At 56.0% G+C, this 23,894-nt stretch carries 23 protein-coding genes; 12 read left to right on the forward strand and 11 right to left on the reverse strand.

All coding sequences use genetic code 11. The features are described 5' to 3' along the window. Position 1: 1 nt before the first annotated feature. Together ABWH92_RS13135 and ABWH92_RS13140 are read right to left on the reverse strand one after the other, a co-directional pair. Positions 2-937 (reverse strand): substrate-binding domain-containing protein, encoded by a 936-nt coding sequence (locus tag ABWH92_RS13135; protein ID WP_375569058.1) that lies wholly within the window; start codon positions 935-937, stop codon positions 2-4. Positions 938-978: 41 nt separating this feature from the next. After that, positions 979-2,001 carry a LacI family DNA-binding transcriptional regulator gene (locus ABWH92_RS13140; RefSeq protein WP_375569060.1) on the reverse strand — a complete coding sequence of 341 codons (1,023 nt, stop codon included), beginning with the start codon at positions 1,999-2,001 and terminating at the stop codon, positions 979-981. Positions 2,002-2,102: 101 nt separating this feature from the next. On the opposite strand from ABWH92_RS13140, the gene ABWH92_RS13145 reads away from it, so the two are divergent. The 3 genes from ABWH92_RS13145 to ABWH92_RS13155 all read left to right on the forward strand — a co-directional run bounded on the left by ABWH92_RS13145 (position 2,103) and on the right by ABWH92_RS13155 (position 7,371). Beyond that, complete coding sequence (locus ABWH92_RS13145) at positions 2,103-3,074, forward strand: ribokinase (RefSeq protein ID WP_375569062.1); 972 nt, start codon at positions 2,103-2,105, stop codon at positions 3,072-3,074. Positions 3,075-3,260: 186 nt separating this feature from the next. Next, positions 3,261-4,307, forward strand: a complete 1,047-nt coding sequence (locus ABWH92_RS13150) for an efflux RND transporter periplasmic adaptor subunit (protein WP_375569064.1) — start codon at positions 3,261-3,263, stop codon at positions 4,305-4,307. 10 nt (positions 4,308-4,317) lie between these two features. Beyond that, on the forward strand, positions 4,318-7,371 hold the full coding sequence (locus tag ABWH92_RS13155; protein ID WP_375569066.1) for an efflux RND transporter permease subunit: 3,054 nt from the start codon (positions 4,318-4,320) through the stop codon (positions 7,369-7,371). Here ABWH92_RS13155 and ABWH92_RS13160 read toward each other — a convergent pair. The 9 genes from ABWH92_RS13160 to ABWH92_RS13200 all read right to left on the reverse strand — a co-directional run bounded on the left by ABWH92_RS13160 (position 7,368) and on the right by ABWH92_RS13200 (position 15,953). Further along, positions 7,368-8,117, reverse strand: a complete 750-nt coding sequence (locus tag ABWH92_RS13160; RefSeq protein ID WP_375569067.1) for an FkbM family methyltransferase — start codon at positions 8,115-8,117, stop codon at positions 7,368-7,370. The two genes, ABWH92_RS13155 and ABWH92_RS13160, sit on opposite strands and share 4 nt — an antisense overlap. Then, positions 8,114-9,208, reverse strand: a complete 1,095-nt coding sequence (locus ABWH92_RS13165) for a glycosyltransferase family 4 protein (protein WP_375569069.1) — start codon at positions 9,206-9,208, stop codon at positions 8,114-8,116. The genes ABWH92_RS13160 and ABWH92_RS13165 overlap by 4 nt, the downstream gene beginning before the upstream one ends. A gap of 10 nt (positions 9,209-9,218) precedes the next feature. Continuing rightward, positions 9,219-10,814 carry an ABC transporter permease gene (locus ABWH92_RS13170; RefSeq protein WP_375569071.1) on the reverse strand — a complete coding sequence of 532 codons (1,596 nt, stop codon included), beginning with the start codon at positions 10,812-10,814 and terminating at the stop codon, positions 9,219-9,221. Continuing rightward, positions 10,811-11,611, reverse strand: a complete 801-nt coding sequence (locus tag ABWH92_RS13175; protein ID WP_375569073.1) for an ABC transporter ATP-binding protein — start codon at positions 11,609-11,611, stop codon at positions 10,811-10,813. The genes ABWH92_RS13170 and ABWH92_RS13175 overlap by 4 nt, the downstream gene beginning before the upstream one ends. Beyond that, positions 11,601-12,602: an ABC transporter substrate-binding protein gene (locus ABWH92_RS13180; RefSeq protein ID WP_375569075.1), complete on the reverse strand. Its 1,002-nt coding sequence runs from the start codon at positions 12,600-12,602 to the stop codon at positions 11,601-11,603. The genes ABWH92_RS13175 and ABWH92_RS13180 overlap by 11 nt, the downstream gene beginning before the upstream one ends. A gap of 113 nt (positions 12,603-12,715) precedes the next feature. After that, a complete protein-coding gene (locus tag ABWH92_RS13185; protein ID WP_375569076.1) occupies positions 12,716-13,657 on the reverse strand; it encodes a YbhN family protein in 942 nt (313 codons plus the stop codon). Beyond that, the gene (locus ABWH92_RS13190; RefSeq protein WP_375569078.1) at positions 13,654-14,700 is read right to left on the reverse strand and encodes a sulfatase-like hydrolase/transferase; all 1,047 of its coding nucleotides are present in this window, start codon (positions 14,698-14,700) and stop codon (positions 13,654-13,656) included. Before ABWH92_RS13190 ends, ABWH92_RS13185 begins: the two co-directional genes overlap by 4 nt. Positions 14,701-14,748: 48 nt before the next feature. After that, positions 14,749-15,294, reverse strand: coding sequence for a hypothetical protein (locus ABWH92_RS13195; protein ID WP_375569080.1), 546 nt, complete (start codon positions 15,292-15,294; stop codon positions 14,749-14,751). After that, complete coding sequence (locus ABWH92_RS13200; RefSeq protein WP_375569082.1) at positions 15,291-15,953, reverse strand: CDP-alcohol phosphatidyltransferase family protein; 663 nt, start codon at positions 15,951-15,953, stop codon at positions 15,291-15,293. Before ABWH92_RS13200 ends, ABWH92_RS13195 begins: the two co-directional genes overlap by 4 nt. Positions 15,954-16,148: 195 nt before the next feature. Here ABWH92_RS13200 and ABWH92_RS13205 point away from each other — a divergent pair, with 195 nt between their 5' ends. The 9 genes from ABWH92_RS13205 to rplL all read left to right on the forward strand — a co-directional run bounded on the left by ABWH92_RS13205 (position 16,149) and on the right by rplL (position 23,609). Continuing rightward, positions 16,149-16,697: a cytochrome b gene (locus ABWH92_RS13205; protein WP_375569084.1), complete on the forward strand. Its 549-nt coding sequence runs from the start codon at positions 16,149-16,151 to the stop codon at positions 16,695-16,697. Positions 16,698-16,781: 84 nt separating this feature from the next. Then, positions 16,782-18,392, forward strand: a complete 1,611-nt coding sequence (gene mdoH, locus ABWH92_RS13210; protein ID WP_375574244.1) for a glucans biosynthesis glucosyltransferase MdoH — start codon at positions 16,782-16,784, stop codon at positions 18,390-18,392. After that, positions 18,392-19,912 carry a glucan biosynthesis protein gene (locus tag ABWH92_RS13215; protein ID WP_375574245.1) on the forward strand — a complete coding sequence of 507 codons (1,521 nt, stop codon included), beginning with the start codon at positions 18,392-18,394 and terminating at the stop codon, positions 19,910-19,912. Before mdoH ends, ABWH92_RS13215 begins: the two co-directional genes overlap by 1 nt. A gap of 421 nt (positions 19,913-20,333) precedes the next feature. Beyond that, entirely contained in the window at positions 20,334-20,531 is a 198-nt protein-coding gene (gene secE / locus ABWH92_RS13220) for a preprotein translocase subunit SecE (protein WP_375574246.1), read from the forward strand. A 14-nt stretch (positions 20,532-20,545) separates the two neighbouring features. After that, positions 20,546-21,076: a transcription termination/antitermination protein NusG gene (gene nusG, locus ABWH92_RS13225; RefSeq protein ID WP_375569086.1), complete on the forward strand. Its 531-nt coding sequence runs from the start codon at positions 20,546-20,548 to the stop codon at positions 21,074-21,076. Positions 21,077-21,194: 118 nt separating this feature from the next. Beyond that, entirely contained in the window at positions 21,195-21,623 is a 429-nt protein-coding gene (gene rplK, locus ABWH92_RS13230) for a 50S ribosomal protein L11 (RefSeq protein WP_375569088.1), read from the forward strand. A 3-nt stretch (positions 21,624-21,626) separates the two neighbouring features. Then, positions 21,627-22,325, forward strand: a complete 699-nt coding sequence (gene rplA / locus ABWH92_RS13235) for a 50S ribosomal protein L1 (protein WP_375569089.1) — start codon at positions 21,627-21,629, stop codon at positions 22,323-22,325. A gap of 337 nt (positions 22,326-22,662) precedes the next feature. Beyond that, entirely contained in the window at positions 22,663-23,181 is a 519-nt protein-coding gene (gene rplJ / locus ABWH92_RS13240; protein WP_375574247.1) for a 50S ribosomal protein L10, read from the forward strand. A gap of 47 nt (positions 23,182-23,228) precedes the next feature. After that, on the forward strand, positions 23,229-23,609 hold the full coding sequence (gene rplL / locus ABWH92_RS13245) for a 50S ribosomal protein L7/L12 (protein ID WP_375569091.1): 381 nt from the start codon (positions 23,229-23,231) through the stop codon (positions 23,607-23,609). Positions 23,610-23,894: the final 285 nt, after the last annotated feature.

The following is a 23,894-nucleotide window of genomic DNA, read 5'->3' on the forward strand; positions in this document are numbered from 1 at the left end:
CCTATTCGAAGATGCTGCGGAAATCATCCACATTGTCAGTTGTGACGATGGTGACTGGAACTGACACAATTGGGTCTGTGGAACCTCCACCAGCCAGCGTGTCCAGCACTTCAACAGCCGTTGCGCCCATCTGGCCTGGATCCTGCTGAATCACGGCGGTTACGTAGCCAGCATCGATACCGGCAATTGCTTGTGCGGTAAGGTCCCAGCCGAACACGCGGATGGAATCTTGCTTGCCTTGGCTTTCGACGGCGGCAATTGCGCCCAAGAGGGCTGGCTCACCGGTCGCATAGATCGCGTCCAGATCCGGGTTGGCAGTAATCAGGTTCTCGGCGGCAGAAAGTGCTAGATCCTGCACGTTCTGGCCGTCGACGACCGTTGCCATGCTTACCCCGTCGACGCCTTCAATCGTATCGACAAAGCCGGCCTGGCGGATGTTCTGGATGGCAGAGTTGAGAGCGCCGACGATGCCCACTTTAGCTTCGCCGCCCATTTCAGCCGCCATATAGTCGAGGAAGAATTCACCCATCATTGCGCCAGCGGTCGCGTTATCTACGCCAACTTGAGCGGCGTGTGGTCCTTCTGGCAGAACAGCATCAACGGCCACCACAGGGATGCCCGCGTCAACAGCTTGTTCAACGGCTGGCATGATGCCGTTCACGTCGATGGCAATCACGACGATGCCATCAACACCCTGCTGGATATAGGTTTCGATTGCGCTGTTTTGTGCAGCCGGATCGTTGTTGGCGTTGAAGATCACCACTTCATCGCCCAACTCCGCAGCGGCAGCGAGTGCACCCTCATTCATTTGGTTGAAGAAGAGGGCCTGTTGATTGATTTGAACCACGGCAAATGTTTCATCTGCGAGCGCTGCGTTGGCGCTCAGGCCAAACACTGCGGTTGCGGCAAGCAAAGTTGTTCTCAAAGCTTTTCTCATCGATTTTTCTCCTGTTGAATCAGCATTGACGAGACCCTTGATCAGGCCTTTCTGGTAATGGGGTTGGGTGCACCGACGGACTGACGTTCGATCAGGCGCACGGGTAAAAGTTCTCTTGTTTTTAAAAAGTCGGGATCATCCCACTCGCCATCGAGAAGCATTTCGATGGCGCGGCGGCCCATGGTGTCGACCGGCTGCTCGACAGCCGTGATTGCGGGGGCAAAAAGGTGGAGTGAGCGAACATTGTCGAAGCTGACCAGCGAGATGTCATCTGGCACCCGAACGCCTTGGGCGCGAAACACCTCAAGTACGCCGACCGTTAACTCATCTGAGCCAACAAAAAGGGCGGTCTCTCCATCACAGTCCTTGAGGAAACGCTGGGCAAGTTCGCGACCAGACGCAGCCGCGTGGTCATCGACGTAGCTTCTTAGTGGAGCAATGCCCTGCATGCCGCGCCGCAGACCTTCCAGACGTGCTGATGTGCTGAACAGGTCTTCTCGGCCGCCAATGTAGGCGACTTTTCGATGGCCCGCCTGGTAGAGAACTTGGCCGGCCAAAAACCCACCTTGTTCGTTGTCGCAGAGCACACGCGGTGCGCGCGCGTCTTTGACATCTTCATCCAAAACGATGGCCCGCGCAAAGCGGTTGATCCGCTCTGCAACCTCGGGGGGAGGCATATGGTTGGTGATGAAAACGAGGCCATCGACCAAATTTTGAAAAGCATTTTCAAGCGCAGCAATCTCGCGGTCACTGCGGTTCATCGTGGCGTGCAACGTGACCATCTTCCCGTGCTCTGCCGCACAGGCCTCCATCGCTGCTGCCAATCTTGAGAAAAATGGGTTGGCGATATCGGGGATAATCAGTGCGAAGGTATCTGAGCGCCCGAGGCTAAGTCGGCGTGCGTGAGGATTGGGTCGATAATCAAGGTCAGCAACAGCGCGATCTATGCGACCACGGGTGCCGTCGGGGAGTTCGAGAAACCCATTAAGATAGCGCGAGACAGTCGCCACCGATACGTCAGCGCGTTTTGCAACATCCTTCAAGCTATGCCGGTTTTGGGCCAAGCGAGCGCTCTTTCCGTCTTATAAAGCGGTTTAGTAAACGCATTTACACTTGTTCTGAGCGCAGGAGTCAAGGATATTGCGCGCACAAGAATGCAAGCGCGATGACCCATCGTCGTGCTTCTCATCTCAAGTTCCTGAATGATCAGGGTGAAAAGGCAGCCTCTTTTATGCGTGCGTATGTGGTCGGCAATGTCGCTATGGACGAGACCTTTGAGGTCGAGGCATTGCCGCAAGAAGGACAGTCGATCCTTGGATCGCAGCGTTCCAGCGACCTGGGTGGTAAGGGCGCCAATCAAGCCATCGTTCTTGCCCGTTGCGGTGTTCCGGTCACCTTTATTGCTGGTGTGGGGGACGATGCGCAGGCTGGCAAACTGCGTGACCGGTTGGCAGACGAGCCAGTTGATGCTCGCTTTGTTACACTTTCAGGTATTGCGACGGATCTTTCTATTGTGATGGCCGACCCTCGTGGCGGGAATGCGATCCTGACAACGGTTGATTGCGCGCGCTCGCTTGACGTTTCAACGGTTGTTTCGGTGCTACGTGAAGCATCGACCGGCGATATGATGGTGCTCCAGGGCAACCTGTCCACCAAAGTGACGGCTGACTTGTTTGATGTTGCCGAAGCCAAAGACTTGAAGGTCATCTTCAATCCATCGCCTATCGACGACGCCTATAAAGCGTTGCTTGGGCGAGCATCCATGGTGTTTTTGAACGAGGCGGAGGCAGAAGCTTACACTGGTAAAAGAGGCGAAGACGCGGTGCACGCGCTACTAGCTATGGGAAGTCATGCCGTTGTTCTAACACGAGGCGGCGAGGGAGCTTTGTTCGGTGTTTCCGGTGGCGACGTCGGCAGTGTCCAGGCGCACCCTTGTGACGTTGTCGACACGACCGGCGCTGGGGATACGTTTCAAAGCGTGGCACTGGCAGCAATGATCCGAGAGAACGGCCCATTGCGTTCACACATGCTGCAAGTCGCATCGAAAGCCGCGGCAATCACAATTTCGCGGTTTGGGACAGCAAGGGCCTTGCCAAGCAAGCAGGACCTTTCAACCTTGCTTTCATCTAAAGATTGAGGTGTTGAGTGATCACAACTCTTGCAAAAAAGATGCAACCCTTACCAAGATTTCAGCTTTGATTTCCTCTCTTTTTTGTTAGTGCAGGCTCTAAAGCCTGTGAGCGCCGTGTTGTGATCCAACTTGATGCTCCCTTTGTCCTCTGCCAAGCCTGTTCCCGGGCGCAGTCCACGCTGGAGAAAAACGATGAACCAAATGGCAGCCTTGTGCGCAGCAATTGCTGTATGTTGTGGAATAGCAGCAAATGCGGTTGCTCAGGAGGTTGTTAGGCCGGTCAAGCTGGTTGAGATCCAGGCTGACTCCAATGGTATTGAACGTCATTTTTTCGGCCACGTCGTTGCACGACAGACTGTCGACCTAGCCTTTCAGGTTGGTGGTCAGATTGTAGAGTTTCCTGCCATCGAAGGCGAGGAGATTGCTGAAGGCGCATTGATAGCCGAGCTTGATCTGGAGCCCCTTACGCTTCAGCGCGACCAGGCCCGGGTGCAGTTGGAGCAAGCTGAGCGAACGTTGGAACGGTTCGACCAGTTGTCAGATCTTGCCGTATCACAAGCCACGATTGATGATACCCGAACCCAGGTTGATCTTGCGCGCATAGCGTTGCGTGACGCGGAGTATGCGCTGGAACACGCCACACTCTACGCTCCGTTCGATGGACTTGTTGCTGTGCGCAATGTCGCAAACTTCACGACCATCAGTGGTGGCACGCCAGTTGTACGACTTCATGACCTGTCTGAACTACGCATTGAGATCGATGTTCCGGAGATTCTGTTCCAGCAGGCCGGACAAGACCCCGATGTGACATTGACCGCTCAGTTTCCTGCCAGCGACACCATTTTCCCCTTAGAGATTCGAGAGTTTGATGCCCAGGCTTCATCGGTTGGCCAAACGTTTCGATTGACGCTTGGATTGCCTCAGCCAACCGGCTTGGCCATCTTACCAGGATCATCGGTTGAGGTGACGGCTCGTCTTGATAGCGGCCAGGATTTTCTGATGCTGCCGACGTCGGCCATCGGCCTTGCCAATGACGGCGAAGCTTTTGCCATGGTGTTCCAGCCAACAGAGGGTGATCAAGGTACGCTGGAGCGGCGATCTATTGAGATCGAACCAACGCGTGAAGGCAGGTTTCATGTCCTGTCTGGGCTTGAGGAAGGCGATCTCGTCGTGATGACGGGCGTAGCTGATGTGGACGATGCGCAAACCGTGCGTCGCTTCACCGGCTTCGCCAACTGAGGCCCGGCTTATGAACATCGCGCGGGCATCTATCGACAAGCCAATCCTGACTTGGATTGTAATCCTTATCAATCTAGCGGGTGGTATCTGGGGCTTCTACACGCTGGGTCGGCTCGAAGACCCGGCCTTCACCATCAAAACGGCAGTCGTGATCACGCAATATCCTGGTGCATCAGCTGAGCAGGTGATGCGCGAGGTTACGGAGCCTTTGGAAGCGACTATTCAGGGCATGGAGGAGGTCGATAGGATCACGTCGATCTCACAACCAGGCTTGTCACGGATCGAGGTTGAGATCCGCGACACCTACAATGGTGATGAGCTTCCGGCTATTTGGACCGACTTGCGCGACAGTGTGAACGATGCCGCCCGGTCTTTGCCCGATGGAGTGGAGCAACCGTTCGTCAATGATGGGTTTGGTGATGTGTTCGGCATTTTTTATGCCGTCACGTCTCAAGGCTTCGATGATGCAGAAAAGCATGAGCTTGCTCAGTTCTTGCGTCGTGAGCTGCTCGCTGTCGAAGGCGTTGCCAACATCGAAGTTCAAGGTTTGCCGGATGAAGCAATCTTTGTAGAGCCTGATTTAACATTGATTGCCAACCAAAACATCTCTCCTGAAGCTGTGATCAACGCCATCGCGACCGCCAATTCCATCGATCCGGCTGGCTCATTGGAAGGCGACCGGGTGCGCACACGCATTCAAACGCCAGAGGGATCGGACAGCGTCAACGACATCGCTGGGCTGACGGTCGGCGTTGGAGGCGATGTGGTCAATCTGATCGATATCGCCGATGTTTCGCGTGGTCGTCAGGACAATCCCTCTATCTTGATCCGCTTTGATGGAGTGGAGGCATTCACGCTTGGTGTTGCAGGACTTGGCACGGAGAACATTGTCGAGGTGGGGCAGCGCGTGGACGCGCGGCTTGCCGAGTTGCAGGTTGAGATACCTTACGGCGTGGAACTCCACCCCATTTATCAGCAGCATGTCGTGGTGGACACGGCATCCAACGATTTCCTGGTCAATCTTGCAATGTCGGTGGGCATCGTTGTGTTGGTCCTTGCCCTGTTTATGGGTCCGCGCGCTGCTGTTGTGGTGGGAACGACGCTGCTTCTAACGGTTGTTGGCACATTGCTCTTCATGGCGATCTTTTCCATCGAGATGGAGCGCATCTCGTTGGGGGCGCTCATCATCGCTATGGGCATGCTTGTAGACAATGCCATTGTTGTCGCCGAGGGCATGCAGATTGCGATGTTGCGCGGCAAAAACTCGCGTGATGCGGCAGGCGAGGCCGCTGGAAAGACGCAGATTCCGCTGCTTGGTGCCACGGTCATCGGCATCATGGCATTTGCGGGTATTGGGTTGAGCCCGGATTCCACTGGCGAGTTCATGTTCTCCTTGTTTGCGGTGATTGGCATTTCACTGATGCTTTCTTGGGTTCTTGCGCTGACCGTGACCCCTTTGCTTGGACACTATTTTTTCAAGGTTGGTTCTGAAGACGAGGGTGATGCCTATTCAGGGTTCATGTTCCGGGCGTATGGCGCGTTGCTTTCTCATGCCCTCAACTTTCGTTGGCTCGTGGCAGCGGGCCTCGTGGTTGTGACGGTTGTTTGCTATTGGGGCTTTGGACAGGTGAAGCAGCAGTTCTTCCCCAACTCCAACACACCGCTCTTTTTCGCCCACTATAAGCTCCAGCAGGGCACGCCGATTGCGGAGACATCGGAAGATTTGACGCTGCTGGAAGACTGGTTGGTGGCACGTGAAGATGTCGTTTCGGTCTCCACGTTCGTTGGCCAAGGGGCGACCCGCTTCATGCTGACCTACTCGGCGGAAAGCCCAAACCCGAGCTATGGACATTTGATCATCCGTACTGAGACGCTCGATCAAATTCCGGCGCTGCAAAGTGATCTGGAGGCATATGCTGCTTCTGTGTTGCCAGCAGGAGAATTCCGAACTGCACGGCTGGTGTTCGGCCCCGGCGGTGGCAATCCCATTGAGGTGCGCTTCTCGGGCAGCGATCCAGCGGTTCTGCGCGACCTTGCGGATGAAGCGATTGCAAGACTTCAAGAAGCATCAAGCAACATCATCGCGCCGCGTACGAATTGGCGTGAGCAGGAGTTGGTTCTGCGACCCAACTACGCCGAGAACAGAGCGCAGACTGCAGGCATTACCCGCGAGGCCGTGGCCCAGCTTTTCTCCTTTGCGACCGATGGCATCACTGCTGGTGCGTATCGTGAGGACGATCGCCAGTTGCCCATTATTGTGCGAGTCGCTGATCAAAGTGGTCTCAGCCCGCTTGATCAGGTGGTGACGTCTGGCTCCGGTACGCTTTTGCCTATCGAACAGGTGGTCGAAGGTTATGGCTATGAGGTGCAGAACACGCTCATGCATCGCCGCAACCGAGTGCCGACCATCACCGTTGGCGCTGATATTCCAACGGAACTGACGGCAGCGCAGGTGCATGCGGAAATTCGATCGATCATTGAAGAAATGGCGCTGCCTATTGGCTACCGTATGGAATGGGGCGGTGAGTTTGAAAGCTCGGGCGATGCCAATGAGAGCCTGGGGCGTCAGCTTCCCATCACGATCTTGATCATGGTGCTGATTTCGGTGCTGCTGTTTAACGCCCTGCGCCAGCCGTTGATCATCTGGTTGCTGGTGCCGATGTCCGTCAACGGTGTGACGATTGGGCTGTTGGCGACCGGACTGCCGTTCACTTTTACCGCTCTGCTGGGGCTTCTCAGCCTATCTGGGATGTTGATCAAAAACGGCATTGTGTTGGTTGAGGAGATAGACTTGGTGCGTGCTGAGGGTAGGGCATTGCGCGAGGCTATCGTGGAGGCGTGCAAGTCGAGGTTGCGACCTGTGATCTTGGCAGCTGCCACAACAATTCTCGGGATGGCTCCGTTGCTAACCGACGCATTTTTTGTGTCGATGGCTGTGGCGATCATGGGGGGATTGGCTTTTGCCTCAATCCTCACGCTTATAGCTGCGCCGGTGTTCTACGATCTCTTCTTCTCACGATCAGAGCGCAAAGTCTTGGAGTCGCAGGAGGTTCAACCTGCCTAGATCAGACGCCGGGCATAGACATCACCGGAGTTTACGCTGCTTGGCAGGCGATCAATCTCATCCCGTAGCGCTAGAGGGCTGATCCAAGTCGTGTGACGCAGGTGATGATCTTCGCCCAAGCTAACATTGAACTCGTAGCGCCCCAGTTGTTTCAAACGTTCAATACAGGCAAGTGCAACATCGCGTTGAATAGTCGTGAACTCGAAAGAGAGGGCAGGGATCGGTGCGCTGAGGCCCAACAGAACGTCGAGTTCGTGACCTTCGACGTCGATCTTCACGAAATCAGGTTCGCCATGCTGTGTGATGAGTTGATCAAGTGTCGTGACCGGCACCTCAATCTGTGAATCCCAGACTTGGCCCTGCCAGTTTTCATCTGATGAAGCGGTTGCGATAAGATCGTGCGATGCGGTTGAAACAGTGGGGTTGGCGGTGTTGAGATGCATCGTGATCTCGCCCGTTTCGGCTCCGACCGCTTGGCAAAGAAGAACCACATTGTTCGCGCGACCATGGATGAGTTTGAGTGCACGAAAGACGCTTGGTTGCGGCTCTAGCGCGACCACGGATGCACCCAGACGAAGAAAGCTTGCTGTTCGATCGCCTACGTGAGCGCCGATGTCAAAAGCGAGACCGCCCTTGGTTACAAAGCTCGCATTCAATTGATCCATACGCTCTGTGCGCTCTTGGTCGCGGTAGTATGTATCCAAAGAGCGCGCGATCGCCGCAGCACGTTGTTTTAACCCAGTCATGGCGAGGACGAGACTTCACGGTTCGCGGAAGCAACCGAGCTGTGAGCTGAAAGTGCGGTCAACACGTCTGACGCAACACGGGCCGTATCGAGCCAGCTGGGCAGTGTTTTGCCAGCGTGTTGTGAGGCGGCGGCCATCGTGTTGCGTTTGGCTTTGTCCTCCAGGAGCTGCCTGAGTGCATTCGCAAATGGTTCTGGCTCTTCTGGTGGCACCAACAGTCCAACCTCTTCCGGTACGGTATCCGGAACAGCACCGGTGTGGCAGGAAACAATGGGCAATCCGTGGGCAAGCGCTTCGTCAAAAACGATCCCGTAGCCCTCATAACGCGTTGCCAGCGCGAAAATGGATGCCCTTTGGTAGAAATCACCCAACTCTTCTGCCGATACCCGGCCTGCCAATTGGACGCGTTCCATCAGCCCCAACTGTTCCTGTAGCCCAACCAAGTCTTCTGCGTGCTCTGCATCGTAGGGCGAGCCGACGATCACTGCCTGCCAGTTCTGATCGGTGATGCTGGCGAGTGCCTTCAGCAAGATGTCATGGCCTTTGCGGGGGTGCTGAATACCAACGGAAAGGATCAAAGGCGGATCAATGGGTGTTGAAACTCCTGTTGGCTTGTCGGTACCTGGGCGCGCAATAGAGATGCTTTTTGGGTCCACGCCATAATCCTTTGCCAGGATCGTTGCCGTATGTGGGCTTGGTACTAAGACGTGCCTGGCAAAAGTGAGATTGTCGCGCTCGGTCTGATAGAGATGGCTACGACGTTCATCGCTTAGGCCGCTTTCAAGCGCCAATGGGTGGTGAATCATCGCCACGATGGGTGCGCGCATCTGCGCCAAACCTTGCGTTTCGATGGAACCATACACCAATCCATCAAGGATAAGGGGGCAGTCTTCCGGCAAGGCTTGCAACTGTTTCATCGCATCGGCCATATGCTCGGGCGATGGATCGGGGAAGGATGCTGCAAGTTCGATGTGCTTCACATTATGGCCAAGCGTTCGCAAGCCTTCTAGCAAGCGCCGTTCATAGATGTAGCCACCGGTAAGCGTGTTGATATCTCCAGGAATTGCGAAGGCGGCGTGCGGCAGGCTCATTTCGGTAGGCTCATGCAAGTTGTTCAGGCGCATAGATGCGCAGCACGCGTGCTTCAATCAAACCGACGATGGCGTAGCAAACAGCTGATAGGCTTGCCACCAGAAAGACCGAACTCCACAACACGTCATAGTCCGACAGCGATGAGGAGAGTGCCATTAGGCTTCCGATGCCATTGCCAGTTGCCAGCCACTCTACGACTGTCACGGCCAGCACTGCTGCTGGCACACTCATGCGTGCTGCTGCAAAGAACGCTGGAAGCATGGCCGGCACTTGCACCAAAACAAGTCTTTGAAGCGGGCTTGCTGCGTAGCTGTTCAGAACATCATTCACTTGGCCTGGTGCTTGTCGCAGGCCATGCAAGCACGCAACAAGAGTTGGGAAGAAGACCATGACGGCTACCAGAACAATGGTGCCTGCCGCGCCCCTTCCGAGAAGAAGGACGATCAGCGGGGCAGTGGTCACGATGGGAACTGATCTTAGCGCAATCGCTACCGGCATCACTGTGCCAGCCACCGCTGGGACCAGGACAAAGAGCACGGCAAGCCCTGCACCTGCCATTAGGCCCGCCAGATAGCCAGGCAGCAGGAAGGTCGCTGTTTCCCAAAGTGCAGTGGCTAAAGTCGCGCGGTTTGAGGCCGCGTCACCGGCTGTGAACAGTGCGTCGAACACGTCCAAAGGACCCTTGGCCAAGAATGGGTTCAGGTTGAGTGCTGCAATCGTGCCCCACCAAAGGAGCAGAACGGCAGCGCAAACAAGGGCCATGTTCAGGATTAGACGCATAGGCGATTGGGTATAGGCGGCTGCAGAGCGAGGAGGGGCCAGGATAACCGGCGGGGTATCGCGCAAGACCTTTTTGGCGATCCAACCGATGGTGAGGTAGGCAATCGTGGCAACGGCGGTAGCGAGTGTGGCAATCGCCCAAGTCATCTCTACGTCAAGCGCGCGCATTGCGCGGATCGTGAGCACTCCCATACCCTTTTCAGCGCCTGTGAACTCTCCGACCATTGCACCGAGGAAGGCCGCAGGTGCGGCGATCTGCAGGCCAGCAAAAAGATAGGGCAAGGATGCCATCGTGCGGACATGAAAGAGTTCGGTTAGGCCTGAGCGCCCATAGCTGCGCACAAGATCGAACCATGTAGCAGGTACGGCTTTCAGCCCCACGAGCAGTGGAATAAGGGTTGTGTAGTAAACCGCCAGCGCGGCGAGGATGATTTGCGGTCCTGGGCCTGGACCGAAAAACACACGAAGAATTGGCCCCGTTGCAACCAGCGGTAAACAGAACACCACCAGCGCTAGACCGGTGACGACGGTTTGGCTTCGCGGCCATACCAGTGCGATCGCTGCAAGTAGGACAGCAGCGAGATTGCCCAAAACGAAGCCTGCTGCAGCGTTGGTTAGCGTCTCGGTCAGTGCGCGCGTCATCAACGCGTGGTTTTCGACCAGATAGAGCAAAACCTGCGATGGTGACGCCAGAACAAAGCTGTCGATCAGTAGGCGAGCGGCGACCTCCCACATTAAAATCACAAGTGCAATACCGAGCGCTGTGGATGACCACGAGCGGCGATGCGAGCCGGTGTGATAGGGCGCGGCGATGGCGGTTGTCATTGCGCGGCCAGGGCTGGTCTGCTTTTGGCCATGCTATCGGTAAGCGCTGCAAAAACCTTGTCAGCGATGGCCGCAAACTCAGGTCGTCGCGCATGGTCTGGTCGGCGTGGTCGCGCCAGATCGACCGTGATATCAGCAACAATCTCGGCCGGTCTTGGTGACAACGCGATGATACGATCAGACAGCATGATCGCCTCATGAACCGAGTGTGTTACCAAAAGGGTCGTTGTGCCGCGCGCTTCCCAAAGCCGTGGTAGGTCTTGCGCCAGTTGGCGGCGTGTTAGCTCGTCGACTGCCCCAAAGGGCTCATCAAGCAGCAGTAAGCGCGGCTCGGTCGCAAGGGCTCGAGCGATGGCTGCACGTTGGCGCATACCACCGGAAAGCTCTGCGGGGCGAGCATCTGCGAAGCCGTCCAATCCGACAAGTTCAACCAGTTGATCAATGTCAGATGGCACGATTGATCGGCGCGCCAATGTCAGCGCGAGCTCAATGTTCCCGCGTACGGTACGCCACGGCAGCAAAGAAGGGTCTTGAAACGCAACAGATAGCTGCGCGTTGCGTAGCGTCTCAGCTGGCGGGGATCCTCCGATATCAACGCTGCCACCACTTGGCGTTTCAAGGCCCGCGATCATACGCAACAGTGTGGACTTGCCACACCCTGAAGGCCCAACGATCGCCGTCGTTTTTCCGGCGGCAAACGTCACATCAAGTGGACTTACAGCAACCAGACCATCGGGGTATGTCTTGGCAAGCCCTGTACACTCAATGCCGGGCGGGGGAGTTCGATCAGGCGCCATAGACCTCTTCAAGGATAGAACGGTCCCAAAGATCAGCGGTCACTGTGCGGCCAAGTAAGCCAAGCGTTTCGATGTTTTCCGCCACCGCTTCGTCGGTCCACCAACCAAAACCATTGGCGTTGGTGAGCTCCGAGAACATCAAGGGCACCTGTCGTGCAGCCTGCAGTTTTTGTGTTTCAAGGTCGAGGCCCGCGTCGGGGAACATATCAAGTGTGAGCTGCGCTGCCGCGTCGGTATCGGTCTGATAAGTGTCCCAGCCGCGCACTTCACCAGCCATTAGCTTGACCAGTTCAGGCCGACGGTTGGCCAGGCTGTCTTCCGTTGCGATGTAAGTCTGCGAGTGCACCGCATAACCGTGATCAGCCATCAGCATGGTTAGGCTTTCAATGCCTTGAATAGCCATGGCAACTGGCAGGTCGGTTTCCCAGCAGAGCAAACAGTCGACCTCGCCAGCGAGCAGTGGCTGTGCCGAATATTGCGTTGGAACGATCTCGATGCCGTTGATGTCCACGCCATTGAGTGTGCAAAGCGCTTGCAGCACAGGCGTGTTGGCAAGCGCCATGCCGATACGCTTGCCCACCAAATCAGCGGGCTCGTTTACTGGATTGTCTGGTAGCGAAGCCACCACGAACGGGTTCTTCTGCATCGCGACGCCAAGGATCTTGAAAGGCGCGCCTTCTTCCACGGCTGCCGCGGTGTAATCAGCAGCGGAGATACCCATGAGCGCCGTGCCAGCCACCACAGGTGGTTCCACTGGCGCGTTAGGCCCACCGGGAAGCAGTGCGACATCAAGCCCAGCATCGGCCCACCAGCCGCGATCAAGCGCGATATAACTGCCCGCAAACTGCGAGGAGTGCAGCCATGAAAGCTGAAGGCTCACAGATGTTTGCGCATGGGCCATAGGGATCGACCGGCCAAAGGTTGCCACGCCTAAGCCTAGAGCGCCGGTGCCAAGAAGTGTGCGTCGGGTGAGCGAAAAACGGTTCGTCATGAAGTCCTCCTGTGACTTCGGGAAGCTAGAAAGGATGGTTGGGAAGGCAACACGCGAAAGCGCGTATATCTGAGAAAATGCGCAAAACACGCCTGTGATCTGTTCTGACGCATTCAGCTATCCTCATCGGCTTGGCGCCAAAGCACCAGGAATCCGGGCAAAACAGCCACGAACAGCACAAGTCCGAAGGCAATACTTGCCGCAAAGCCCTGGCTTGCAGACACGCCTGCGAGCGGGAGAAGGGCTGCGGCCGCGCCCTCACGCACGCCCCAGCCGCTAATGGTTATCGGAACAAGCATGGTGAAAAGGATAAGCGGGACAAGTGCCAAAACTATGATGGGTTGAAGCGCCACTCCAACAGCGTGCGCGCAGAATGCAAAGGCTGCAAGGTTGCAAAACACGGTTCCAAGACTGAGCACAATCTGCCGAAGCAGAACGTTACGTTCAGTTAGAGCTTTTCCCAAAGTGAGCCATTGCCTCTTGATGATGACGCCAACTCGGCCTGGGAGCTGCGTGGCAACGAACCCAGCGAACGGGGTCAGTGTACCCGCAAGGATCACCAACAAGATGGGCGGCACCAACCATGCCGGCCACTCAAAACCTCCAGGTGCTAGAAGCGTCGCTAGAAATGCGACGGCCATGGTAACAAACATGGCAATTTGCCCAGCTAAGCGTTCGAAGACAACGGCTTGACCTGAAGCGATCAGTCCAACCTGATCGCGTGAGCGTACCGCTCGCGCAGCATCCCCGACAACGCCTCCAGGTACCGCCTGGTTGACCAGTTGAGCGAGATAATACTCACGAAGCGCATGCATCTGCGGCAGCTTTATGCCTAGCTGAGCGGCAGTGAGCTGCCAGCGCATGGCTGAAAGTACGGTCTGGATTGTGAGCGCCAGAAATCCTGCCAAAAGCCACACCGGTTCAGCGGTCGTCAGGATGCGCGCTGTTTCGGGACCATCAGCAATTTGCCATAGGAAGGCAAGAAGCCCAATCGTGGCCGCTGTTTGGCCCACTCGCACAAGTCGAGGTGAGAATGAGAGCGCCGCCGTGGTCATCGTGCCTCATCCACTGTCTGGCCTGAAGAGAAGGCTTCGAGCAACAGATGTCGCATGTGATCCATCGAAAGAACGGGTTCTGGTGGTGCTGGGATTAAGCCTGGAGAAAACCCAACATCAATCATGCGATCAACAAGGTGTTGTGGTCCGATGATATGAATCGGCACATCCGCACGTTCGTCTAGAGCGACAAAGCTCGCAGCCTGATGGTCGCCAACCACAATCATCAGTGCTGACTCGTCGGCATGGAGGGCGGTGTATGAAAAGACGGTCTGTAAGGCATAGTCGATGGATAAACGATACTGTGCGCGGACCCTATCTCTGTCGCGCCAGACTACATCGGGAGAATCGCCGGATGCTGCCATCGCGTTAAAAATGCGACCATCGTCGACTGCATCCCAATCCACCAGGTCTGGCACAGGCACCCAGGGTGCATGGGACGATCCAAGAGCGACTTGCACAAAAAGCCTTTCATCATCTGACCGACCGTCGCGCAGTCGGCGGTCGAGTGCGGTCAGTGTAAATTGGTCTGGCATTGTGACCCAATTGAAGCGTTCACCCCGATACCCAAGGTCACTTGCCGCCAGAACAGTATCAAAGCCCATGAATTGCGATTCTGGCCAATCCAAGGTGATTTGCGGCATAACCGCTGCCGTTCGAAACCCTGAGCGCGCTGCGATGTGGAAAAGCGTTTCGCGCCCGCTCGCCAAAGCAGCACCATAGCTCGCCTGACTGTCAATCCAGAGGCCGTTGGCAAATGTGGCATGCGCTAACCAGCTCTGGCCGCCTTGCGTTGGTGAGGTGAGAAAGTTGGACGCCATGGACAGGCCGAGCGCCTCCAAATCGTCTTGGGCAGTGTTGAGGGTCTCGCGATGGAGATCGGCGTAGAACGGGGTGTCGAAACTGGTGCGCCCATAACTTTCGACAAACAGGATGATGACATCGCGATCTATGTGATCAAGCAGCGTGTCGATGTCTCCATAAGGGTCGTTTGCTGCCGCTAAGCGAAAGGCGCGCAGTTCAGCCAGTGTGGTTTGGACCATTTGGACGCGTTCAACGCCGACACGGGCGGTAAAGGCTGCACCGGGCGGCTAAATCGGTAAGCTCCAGTAACGCATTGCGTGTCCGACCTCGGCGATCGCAATACCAGTGAAAAGCACGGTGCCGATGGCTGCCAAACGAAGCGTAGCTCTTTTTGTGCTGATCGTCGTCCAAACACCTGATGCCCACCACAAGGCTGCCGCAACGATCACCGTTGCAACAAGTGATCCAACAATGGCCAGCGACGCCATTGCGAGCCCCATGCTGCCTGCCGTAAGATGAACGAGAGACGCCACAAGCGGCAGATCGGCCACAGGGTTGAACCCCCGGTTGAGCGAGGTGAACATCACATAGTCAGCGGTCTTCAGAACGACGATCAACGTCAGCACCGCAACCAGAGCAATACGGATGAGTGTGCTTAGGCGCCCGTTTCCAACGACCATCAAACCGAGCAAGACAGCGGGCAACTCCAGCGGCAGCACCAAAAGCGCTTCCCACGTCATCGCCGCCGGGTGGTTGGGCTGGATCAGCACAAGATGAAAAATCAAACCCGCCAAGACCAGGCGAATGACGATGCGCAGTTTGTCAGGCTTCAAGAGTTTTTCCGCCAAAGCCAAAGGATATCGCGCGCAAACGACCACGCCAGTGCCACGGCAACGGCCACAACCACCGGGTCTAGGAGACCCGAGGCAACAAAAGGCAACTGGATGGCTATGAGAACAGCAATTTGGACCACGCACATTGCTTTGCGGCTGAACCGCTCCGGCAAGGGGTGGCTCAGCCATGGGGCAACAAGGCTGGCACCTCTGAACAGATAGTAGGGAAGCCCTAGAAACAGAACGGCAAACCCCGCGGTACCACCAACCAATGCATGCAGGGTTAGCACCAGCGCGAAAGCCGCATCGACCTCAACATCAAAACGCGCTCCAAAGGACGAGGTGAGGTTTTGTTTTCTCGCAAGCCAGCCATCGACGCCATCAAGCACAAGGCCGATAGCAGCTAAGGAGAACACTGCCCAGGACGGTCCAGGGTTTGATAGTAGCGCGCCTACAAGGGTAGCGACGATCACCAATCGAGCTAGCGTAACAATGTTGCAGAGCCCGAGCGTGGCGTGCGGATAGGTGCGCAGGAGGGCAAAGCTCGCAGCTCCAGCCGCGACCATATAGAGACCAAGCCCTGCGCTGAGCCCCAACCCCACGCGTTCTCCTGTGCCGAACAAGCCCCTGCTGAGCGCGACAACTACAAACGCACCCATGCAAGCTGCCAAAGCAAAGCCAGACAAGGGTTGGCGTCTGTTTGAGCGATAGAGAGAATTTTGGGCAGTAGGTGCTTGATCGGGTTGCATGATACTCATACCACGCAGATTATTCGCTGGCGTAGGAAGTCAAGAGTGCATGTGCTGGGCTGAAGCATGAGAACCTAGTCCTGGCGGTCCTTAAGGAGACTAAAGATGGATACACCGACCACCGGCTATCGCAATACGGCCCGACTTTTCCATTGGTCTGTGGCCATTTTGGTTCTGCTGATGATTCCAGCAGGCTTTCTTATGGTGCAAGATGGCCTGGATCGGGCAACACAAAACACACTCTTCATTTTTCACAAAAATGTGGGTGTCTTGGTGCTCCTTCTCGTCGTTGCTCGCATTGTTTATCGCTTGGCAAAGCCACCCGAAGCCTTTCCAAGCGTCATGCCCGCGATGCAAGAACGTGCAGCCCACCTCACGCACTTCGCGCTTTATGCTCTTTTGCTGATTATGCCGATCGCTGGCTACGTTCGCGTGCGCGCCGGTGGTTTTCCCATTGAGTCGCTCAACGCGATGGGCATTCCGGCGATGGTGCCCCGTTCAGATGAGTTGGCGGAGTTTGCAAAGCTTGTCCACTATTGGGGCAGCTATGCCATTGCAGCCTTTGTGGGCTTGCACATAGCCGCCGCAGCCTATCACGGATTGGTTCGTCGCGACGGTATCTTTACGCGCATGTGGCCACCGATCAAAAATTGATCCGCTTAGCTATACTCTTGCCGTTTTTGTGCGCTGCGATACCTGTTCGTTGATTAATAGCTCATGATTACCGCGCGCTTGTTTATGCGCGGGTCCATCTGGAGGCCATCCCCCTTGCCAGCCACTTATAAGACCTTGCAAACGGCTGAGGTGTGTGTTGAGCCGCGGCTATGGGTTTTCAGCACACGCGTAACTTTCGCTGTTTTGACTGGGTTGCTTTCGCTGGCGATTGTCACAGCTTTTGCGTACTCGCTTACTCAATGGACGCTTCTTGCAGTTGTGGCTCTATCGTTGGTCTTGATCAACGCGCTTTGGATTTCAGGCGGCGCTGTGACGGCTTTGCTTGGTTTGATGCAACCGAAGCTCCCCACCAAAAGCCTTCCAGATTGCTCGATGCCGAAGGGTCGGACTGCCATTCTAGTTACTTTATGTGGTGAGGATCCTGGTCCGGTTGCTGATTATCTTCATAAGTTGGCTGGTGATTTGGTTCAACAGAACCTCGCTCAAGAAAACGCGCGCCTTTTTGTCCTGTCCGATACAAGTGATGCTGACTCGATAGAGAAGGAGGAGGGTGCTTTTGGTGAGCTGATTGCAAGTGATCACGTTAGCTACCGCCGCCGCGCACGTAATGTTGGTCGCAAGCCTGGCAATATCGCTGATTGGTTGCAGCGGCATGGAGCCGACTACGACTACATGATGGTGCTTGACGCCGACAGCCGTATGTCCGCACGCCGTGTTCGGCAGATGATTTGGCAGTTGGAAACGAGACCACACACCGGCCTCATCCAAGCAGGTATCGCGCTTATCCCAGGGCGCAGTGGCTTTGGGCGCCATCAGCGAACCTCTTCACGTCTGCTTTCACGCAATTTTGGCCGGGGCTTCGCAGCTTGGTCGGGTCGAAGCGGCAACTATTGGGGGCATAATGCAATCATGCGTGTTGCTGCCTTTCGAGCAGCGGCAAAGCTGCCACACCTGTCCGGTCGTGCACCCTTTGGCGGTGATCTGCTCAGCCATGATTTCGTAGAAGCAGCTTGGATCCGCCGGGCAGGGTGGGCTGTTGAGCTTGAGCCTGATTTGGTTGGCAGCGCCGAAGACGCACCGCAAACGCTGGAAGCATTCCACCGCAGGGACCGACGATGGTGCCAGGGCAATTTGCAGCATCTGAGATTGCTTGCTGAGCCAAGTTTGCATCCTGTCAGTCGCTTTCATCTCATCTCTGGTATCTTCAGTTATCTTGCAGCTCCTGTGTGGCTTCTCCTTGTTGGCCTGATCAGCTCTGGCGCCGTGTCCCTTGCCGGTGCCTTGCCGCTTATTTTGGTTGCCACTGCTCTGCTGTTGCCGAAGATATGCGCGCTTATCGATGGGCTGACACGCTCCAAAACCGCCAAACGGCGGGTTGTGATTGCTCGCGCTTGGTTAGCTGAGCTTGGGCTCTCGTCATTGCTGGCGCCGCTCATTATGGTTCGTCAAGCGGCTTCAGTGGGTTCTGTTTTGCTTGGCATTGACTGCGGGTGGAAAACCGGCCGTTGTCGCGCATGGCGTGTCCCATCTGGGTCCATAGAAGCTGCGGTTGGCCTTGGCTTTGCCGCGCTTACGATACTGATGGGCAGTGTCGCAGCGCTTTGGCTTGCGCCTGTTGTGTTGCCGCTCGTCTGCGCGCCGCTGATTGTTCGTGTGCTGGATGCAGGGGCGTGATGCGTCGACGCGACGTTCTTGGGGCCGCCGCAGCACTGTTTTCAACGCCGGTGCTTGGTTTTGCATCGTCGATTGCCAATGCTACCTCGACTTCACCAGCGAGCCTTTTGGAGGCAGCGCGTGCGTTGAGTGCACAGGCTTACACACCCAACACAACAGCGCTAAGCGCTCCGTTTGCCGGGCTAACTTATGATGCTTACCGCTCTATCCGCCCGCAACCTGGGCTTTCCGCGATGCTTCCACATGGCGAGGAATTTGCGGCAGATCTGTTGCCGCCAGGGCTTTATTTTCCAGATCCGGTTAAGATTGACCGCGTGACTCCAGAAGGTTTGGTGGAGATTTCGTTCCGCCCTGGATTGTTCAGTTTTGGCCCGCGCTATTTCGAGGGTGTTCCGCAAACCAGTCCTGGCGCTGGGTTTTCCGGAATGCGCCTGCGCTATGGCTTGAACGAACCTAAGCGCATGGACGAGGTGCTTGTGGTGCAAGGCGCGAGTTATTTTCGCGCCATTGGCCAAGCGATGGTTTATGGCCTTTCTGCCCGTGCGGTCGCCATCGGCACTGGAGGCTCGCAACCTGAAGAGTTTCCGCGTTTTACCCATCTGAGATTGCATGAGCCATACAATGGTGCTGTGCGGTTGGAAGGTCTGATAGATAGCCCTTCTTTAGCCGGTCACATCGACATGACCGTTCAACCTGGCACCAACACAGACATGCAGATCGCGGTAACGCTCTTCCCGCGTGTGGAGATCAGCACAATAGGTATCGCGCCGCTCACATCCATGTACCTAAAAGGTCCGATGCGCGCTTCCGTGTCCGATGACTTTCGCCCACGTGTCCATGACAGCGATCTGTTGTTCATCGAAAATGGCGCTGGCGAACATCTTTGGCGCCCCATCGCCAATCCGGCGGAGGTTGAAAGTTCGGCCTTTGTTGATGATAACCCGGTCAGTTTTGGTTTGTTTCAAACCGCGCGCCGTTTCGAAGATTTTGAGGACACTGAGGCACGCTATCACGATAGGCCGTCTGCCATTGTTCGACCCTCCGACAATTGGGGGAGGGGTGCCGTGATGCTGGTCGAAATCCCCACAGGTGATGAGTTTCTCGATAACATCGTGGCCTTCTGGCGCCCTGAGGGATCACTTGAAGCAGGTGGTACCTACAGCTATGCCTATCAATTGAGTTGGACGCGTGATGTAGCGGACACTGCCAACCTTGCTCCAATCGTTCAAAGTCGCAGCGGAGAAGAGCATGATCGTCCAGGTACTCGGCGCTTTGTGGTGGACTTCGATACCGACGCAACAGACGCCACACCTGACATCTCATCTTCCGGCCAGGCAGAAGTCTCTGGCGTTAGCGCGTTTGCATTGCCAGATGCACGCGGCATGCGCGTGACTTTCTTGCTGACCCCTGCGAGCGAAGGCTCGGTTGAGCTTCGCTTGAGCTTGCGCGCCGAAGATGGCTCTGCGGTGAGCCCGGTTTGGCTTCATCGTTGGACCCGCGCCCGCGATGGAGGCGTTTAACGCCTGATGTGGACAGCAACCGAACTGACGATGGCATGTTTTCTTGGTGCATCAAACAACATCAATCTATAGACTGTTGCGGCGTGGATTGCCGTTTGGTTGGTTGCCTACCCCTGTTCTGATCACGTTTGGGCCAGTGTTTGGCTTGTTGACGGCCAGCTCGGAAAAACCAAGTGATCATCTGGCCAAAAAATCCCCGCACTAGGGTTGATTTCAACCAGATTCGCGATTACTTCGAACTTTCTGGCGTGCTGCCCCGGTTGCACGCCCTTATTGTGTTGTGCGCGGCCCGCAAGCAGGTGTCGCTGAAAAACCCGCTACCGTAGGAAGGTACCTATCACTGTCAGCTCAGATATTTTGAGCGGCAATGACCGGGATATCTCGACGCGGTCGCAATGCTCGTGTGGCGAAAAGGTAGATGATGGCAAAGACCAATCCCTTCACTTTCATGCAGGAAGTGCGGCAGGAAGTCTCCAAGGTTGTGTGGCCCACGCGTCGTGAAACGACCGTCACAACGATCATGGTGTTCATCATGGTGTTTTTGGCAGCGCTGTTCTTTTTGGCTGCTGATCAGGTGCTGAGCTTCATCGTTGGCCAGCTTCTTGCTCTCGGTCGCTGAGGAGGCGCAGAAAAATGGCTTTGCGCTGGTACATCGTCCACGCCTATTCGAACTTTGAAAAGAAAGTTGCCGAGTCAATCCGTGAGGGTGCGCAGGCTGCGGGCCTTGATGCGCTGTTCGACCAAATTTTGGTGCCAACCGAAAAGGTGGTCGAGGTGCGTCGTGGCCGTAAGGTAGATACGGAGCGCAAGTTCTTTCCCGGATATGTCCTGGTGCGCATGGAAATGACCGATGAGGCTTATCACCTCATCAAGAACACGCCTAAGGTGACCGGTTTTCTTGGATCGGACATGAAGCCGATCCCGATTTCAGACGCTGAGGCTGATCATATCCTGAACCAGGTCCAGGAAGGCGTGGACCGACCCAAGCCGTCAATCACATTCGATGTGGGCGAACAGGTGCGTGTGTCGGATGGCCCATTTGCGTCTTTCAACGGTGTTGTTGAAGAGGTCGATGGCGAGCGGGCGCGCTTGAAAGTCTCTGTTTCCATTTTTGGTCGGGCAACCCCGGTCGAGCTTGAATATGGGCAGGTTGAAAAGCTGTAAGGTTTTCGCTGCCGATAACCCCGTGTGGGAGAGATGGCCAGGTTTCGCCGCCTGGTTTTGATCGCACCACGCAACCCCAACCCAGCCACTCAGGTGGCAAACTGATAAGGGATGAACCATGGCGAAAAAGATCGCTGGTTACCTGAAGCTTCAGGTGCCTGCCGGTGCTGCCAACCCATCGCCGCCCATCGGGCCGGCGCTTGGCCAGCGCGGTTTGAACATTATGGAATTCTGCAAGGCGTTTAACGCGAAGACGCAGGAAATGGAAAAGGGTGCGCCGGTTCCGGTTGTCATCACCATTTTCCAGGACAAGTCGTTCACCTTCGAGATGAAAACACCGCCGGTGTCCTTCTTCTTGAAGAAAGCGGCCAAGCTACAAAAAGGTGGTTCTGAGCCTGGACGCAGTACCGCTGGTTCGGTCAGCGAAGCGCAAGTTCGCGAGATTGCTGAAGCGAAGATGACTGATTTGAACGCCACAACAATTGAAGCGGCCATGCAAATGGTTGCTGGCTCTGCCCGTTCCATGGGCCTCAAGGTGGAGGGCTAGTCGATGGCACGTGTAGCAAAACGCTTGAAAGCTGCTGATGAAGGTTTGAACCCGGATCAGCTGTACCCGGTTGAAGAGGCCGTTGCGATGGTCAAAGAGCGCGCCACGGCGAAGTTCGACGAAACCATCGAGATTGCCATGAATTTGGGTGTTGACCCGCGCCACGCGGATCAGATGGTGCGCGGTGTGGTGAGCTTGCCAAATGGCACCGGCAAGTCAGTGCGTGTGGGTGTTTTCGCCCGGGGCGAGAAAGCCGATGAAGCCAAGGCTGCTGGCGCCGATGTTGTTGGCGCAGAAGACCTGGTTGAAATCGTTCAGGGCGGCACGATCGACTTCGATCGCTGCATCGCCACACCTGACATGATGGGTTTGGTCGGACGTCTTGGTAAGGTGCTTGGCCCACGTGGTTTGATGCCTAACCCTCGCGTCGGCACTGTGACAATGGACGTTGCCACAGCTGTTGCAAACGCCAAAGGTGGTGAAGTGCAGTTCCGCGTTGAGAAAGCTGGCATCGTCCATGCTGGCGTCGGGAAAGCGTCTTTCACCGCAGAACAACTGGCAGAAAACGTGAAAGCGTTTGCCGATGCGGTATCGAAAGCCAAGCCATCGGGTGCCAAAGGTACTTTCATGCAGCGCGCGTCGGTCTCCTCGACCATGGGCCGCGGCGTGAAAATTGATGTTTCCAGCTTGAGTGCTTCCTAAGCACCGGCTGACACACGAAATCGCGGGCACGGCTTTGGTCCTGCCCCGGTAGGGCCGCCAGCCTTTCTTGATTGGCGGCTTACCTGTCCGAGATTGCGGGCGCCCTGATCTTTCCTTGGGAAGCGGGGCTTAATCTGGAAACTTCCAGGCCAGCATGAGACGCGAAGAGCTGAGTTTTGAGAGCGTGTGTCGCTCTCACCGGTCAGTTCGATCCGTTATCGGCCATCCTACGGGCGGTCGGGGCAGGTTTTGAACGGTGCGCGTTTTGGCGGGCATCACAATGAAACCGGCCTTGATCTCCTCACTTGAGGAAGGATTGGCCAACTGGAGAGAGACAGTGGATAGAGCGGAAAAGCGCGAAATGGTCTCGACGCTGAACGAGGTTTTCTCCTCGGCCGGTGTTGTGGTCGTTGCCCACTATGGTGGTCTTTCCGTTGCCAAAATGACCGACCTTCGTGCGAAAATGCGCGAAGCCGGTGGCACGGTTAAGGTCGCCAAAAACCGCCTTGCAAAGCTGGCTCTTGACGGCACGGACGCGGCGCATATCGCCGATCTTTTCGAAGGGCAGACTTTGATTGCCTATTCGGATGATCCGGTGGCGGCGCCGAAGGTGGCCAGCGCATTTGCCAAAGACAACGAACAGTTCGTTCTCATTGGTGGTGCAATGGGCGCCACACACCTGGACGCCAATGGCGTCAAAGCGCTGGCAACGATGCCTTCGCTTGATGAACTGCGTGCTAAGATTGTTGGAATGGTTCAAACCCCAGCAACGCGTATCGCGCAGGTTGTCAACGCACCGGCTGGTGGGTTGGCGCGTGTGGTCCAAGCCTATGCTGACAAGGGCGAAGCGGCGTAAGCGGCTTTCACAAACTGATCGAACAGACCTCTTAAGGACTTAATACAATGGCAAATCTTGAACAACTCGTGGACGACCTGTCCAACCTTACTGTTTTGGAAGCTGCTGAGCTTTCCAAAATGCTGGAAGAAAAGTGGGGCGTTTCTGCCGCTGCTCCCGTAGCTGTTGCTGCAGCTGGTGGCGCGGCTGCTGGTGGCGCTGAAGCTGCCGAAGAAAAGGATGAGTTTGATGTCATCCTGACGTCGGCCGGCGACAAGAAAATCAACGTCATCAAAGAAGTTCGCGGCATCACAGGTCTCGGCCTGAAAGAAGCCAAAGACTTGGTTGAAGGCGCGCCGAAGCCTGTTAAAGAAGGCGTAGCCAAAGCAGAAGCAGAAGAGCTGAAGAAAAAGCTCGAAGAAGCCGGTGCTTCTGTCGACCTGAAGTAAGGCATATGTCTTGCGCGATGTGGCTGTGCAGTGAAGTGCAGCCACATCGACCAATCCCGCGTAACTAAGGGATTGGATTGCTTGTTTTGTAAGATGGGCCGTCCTCAAAGGCTTTGAGGGTTCGGTGCCATCTTTTTCGCGTCTCTAAGGCTCTTTGCTGATTGAGATGCATTTTTGAATGATCGGATGACCTGGCAAACGCTGGTTTTCGCACACTGTGCGCAGCGCTTCCCAGGTGATCTGATGCCAGACGATCCACCCCCGAGGTCGGTCTGGTTTTAGGTC

The organism is Ahrensia marina (assembly GCF_042140245.1).
In the GTDB taxonomy this organism is placed as follows: Bacteria; Pseudomonadota; Alphaproteobacteria; order Rhizobiales; family MH13; genus MH13.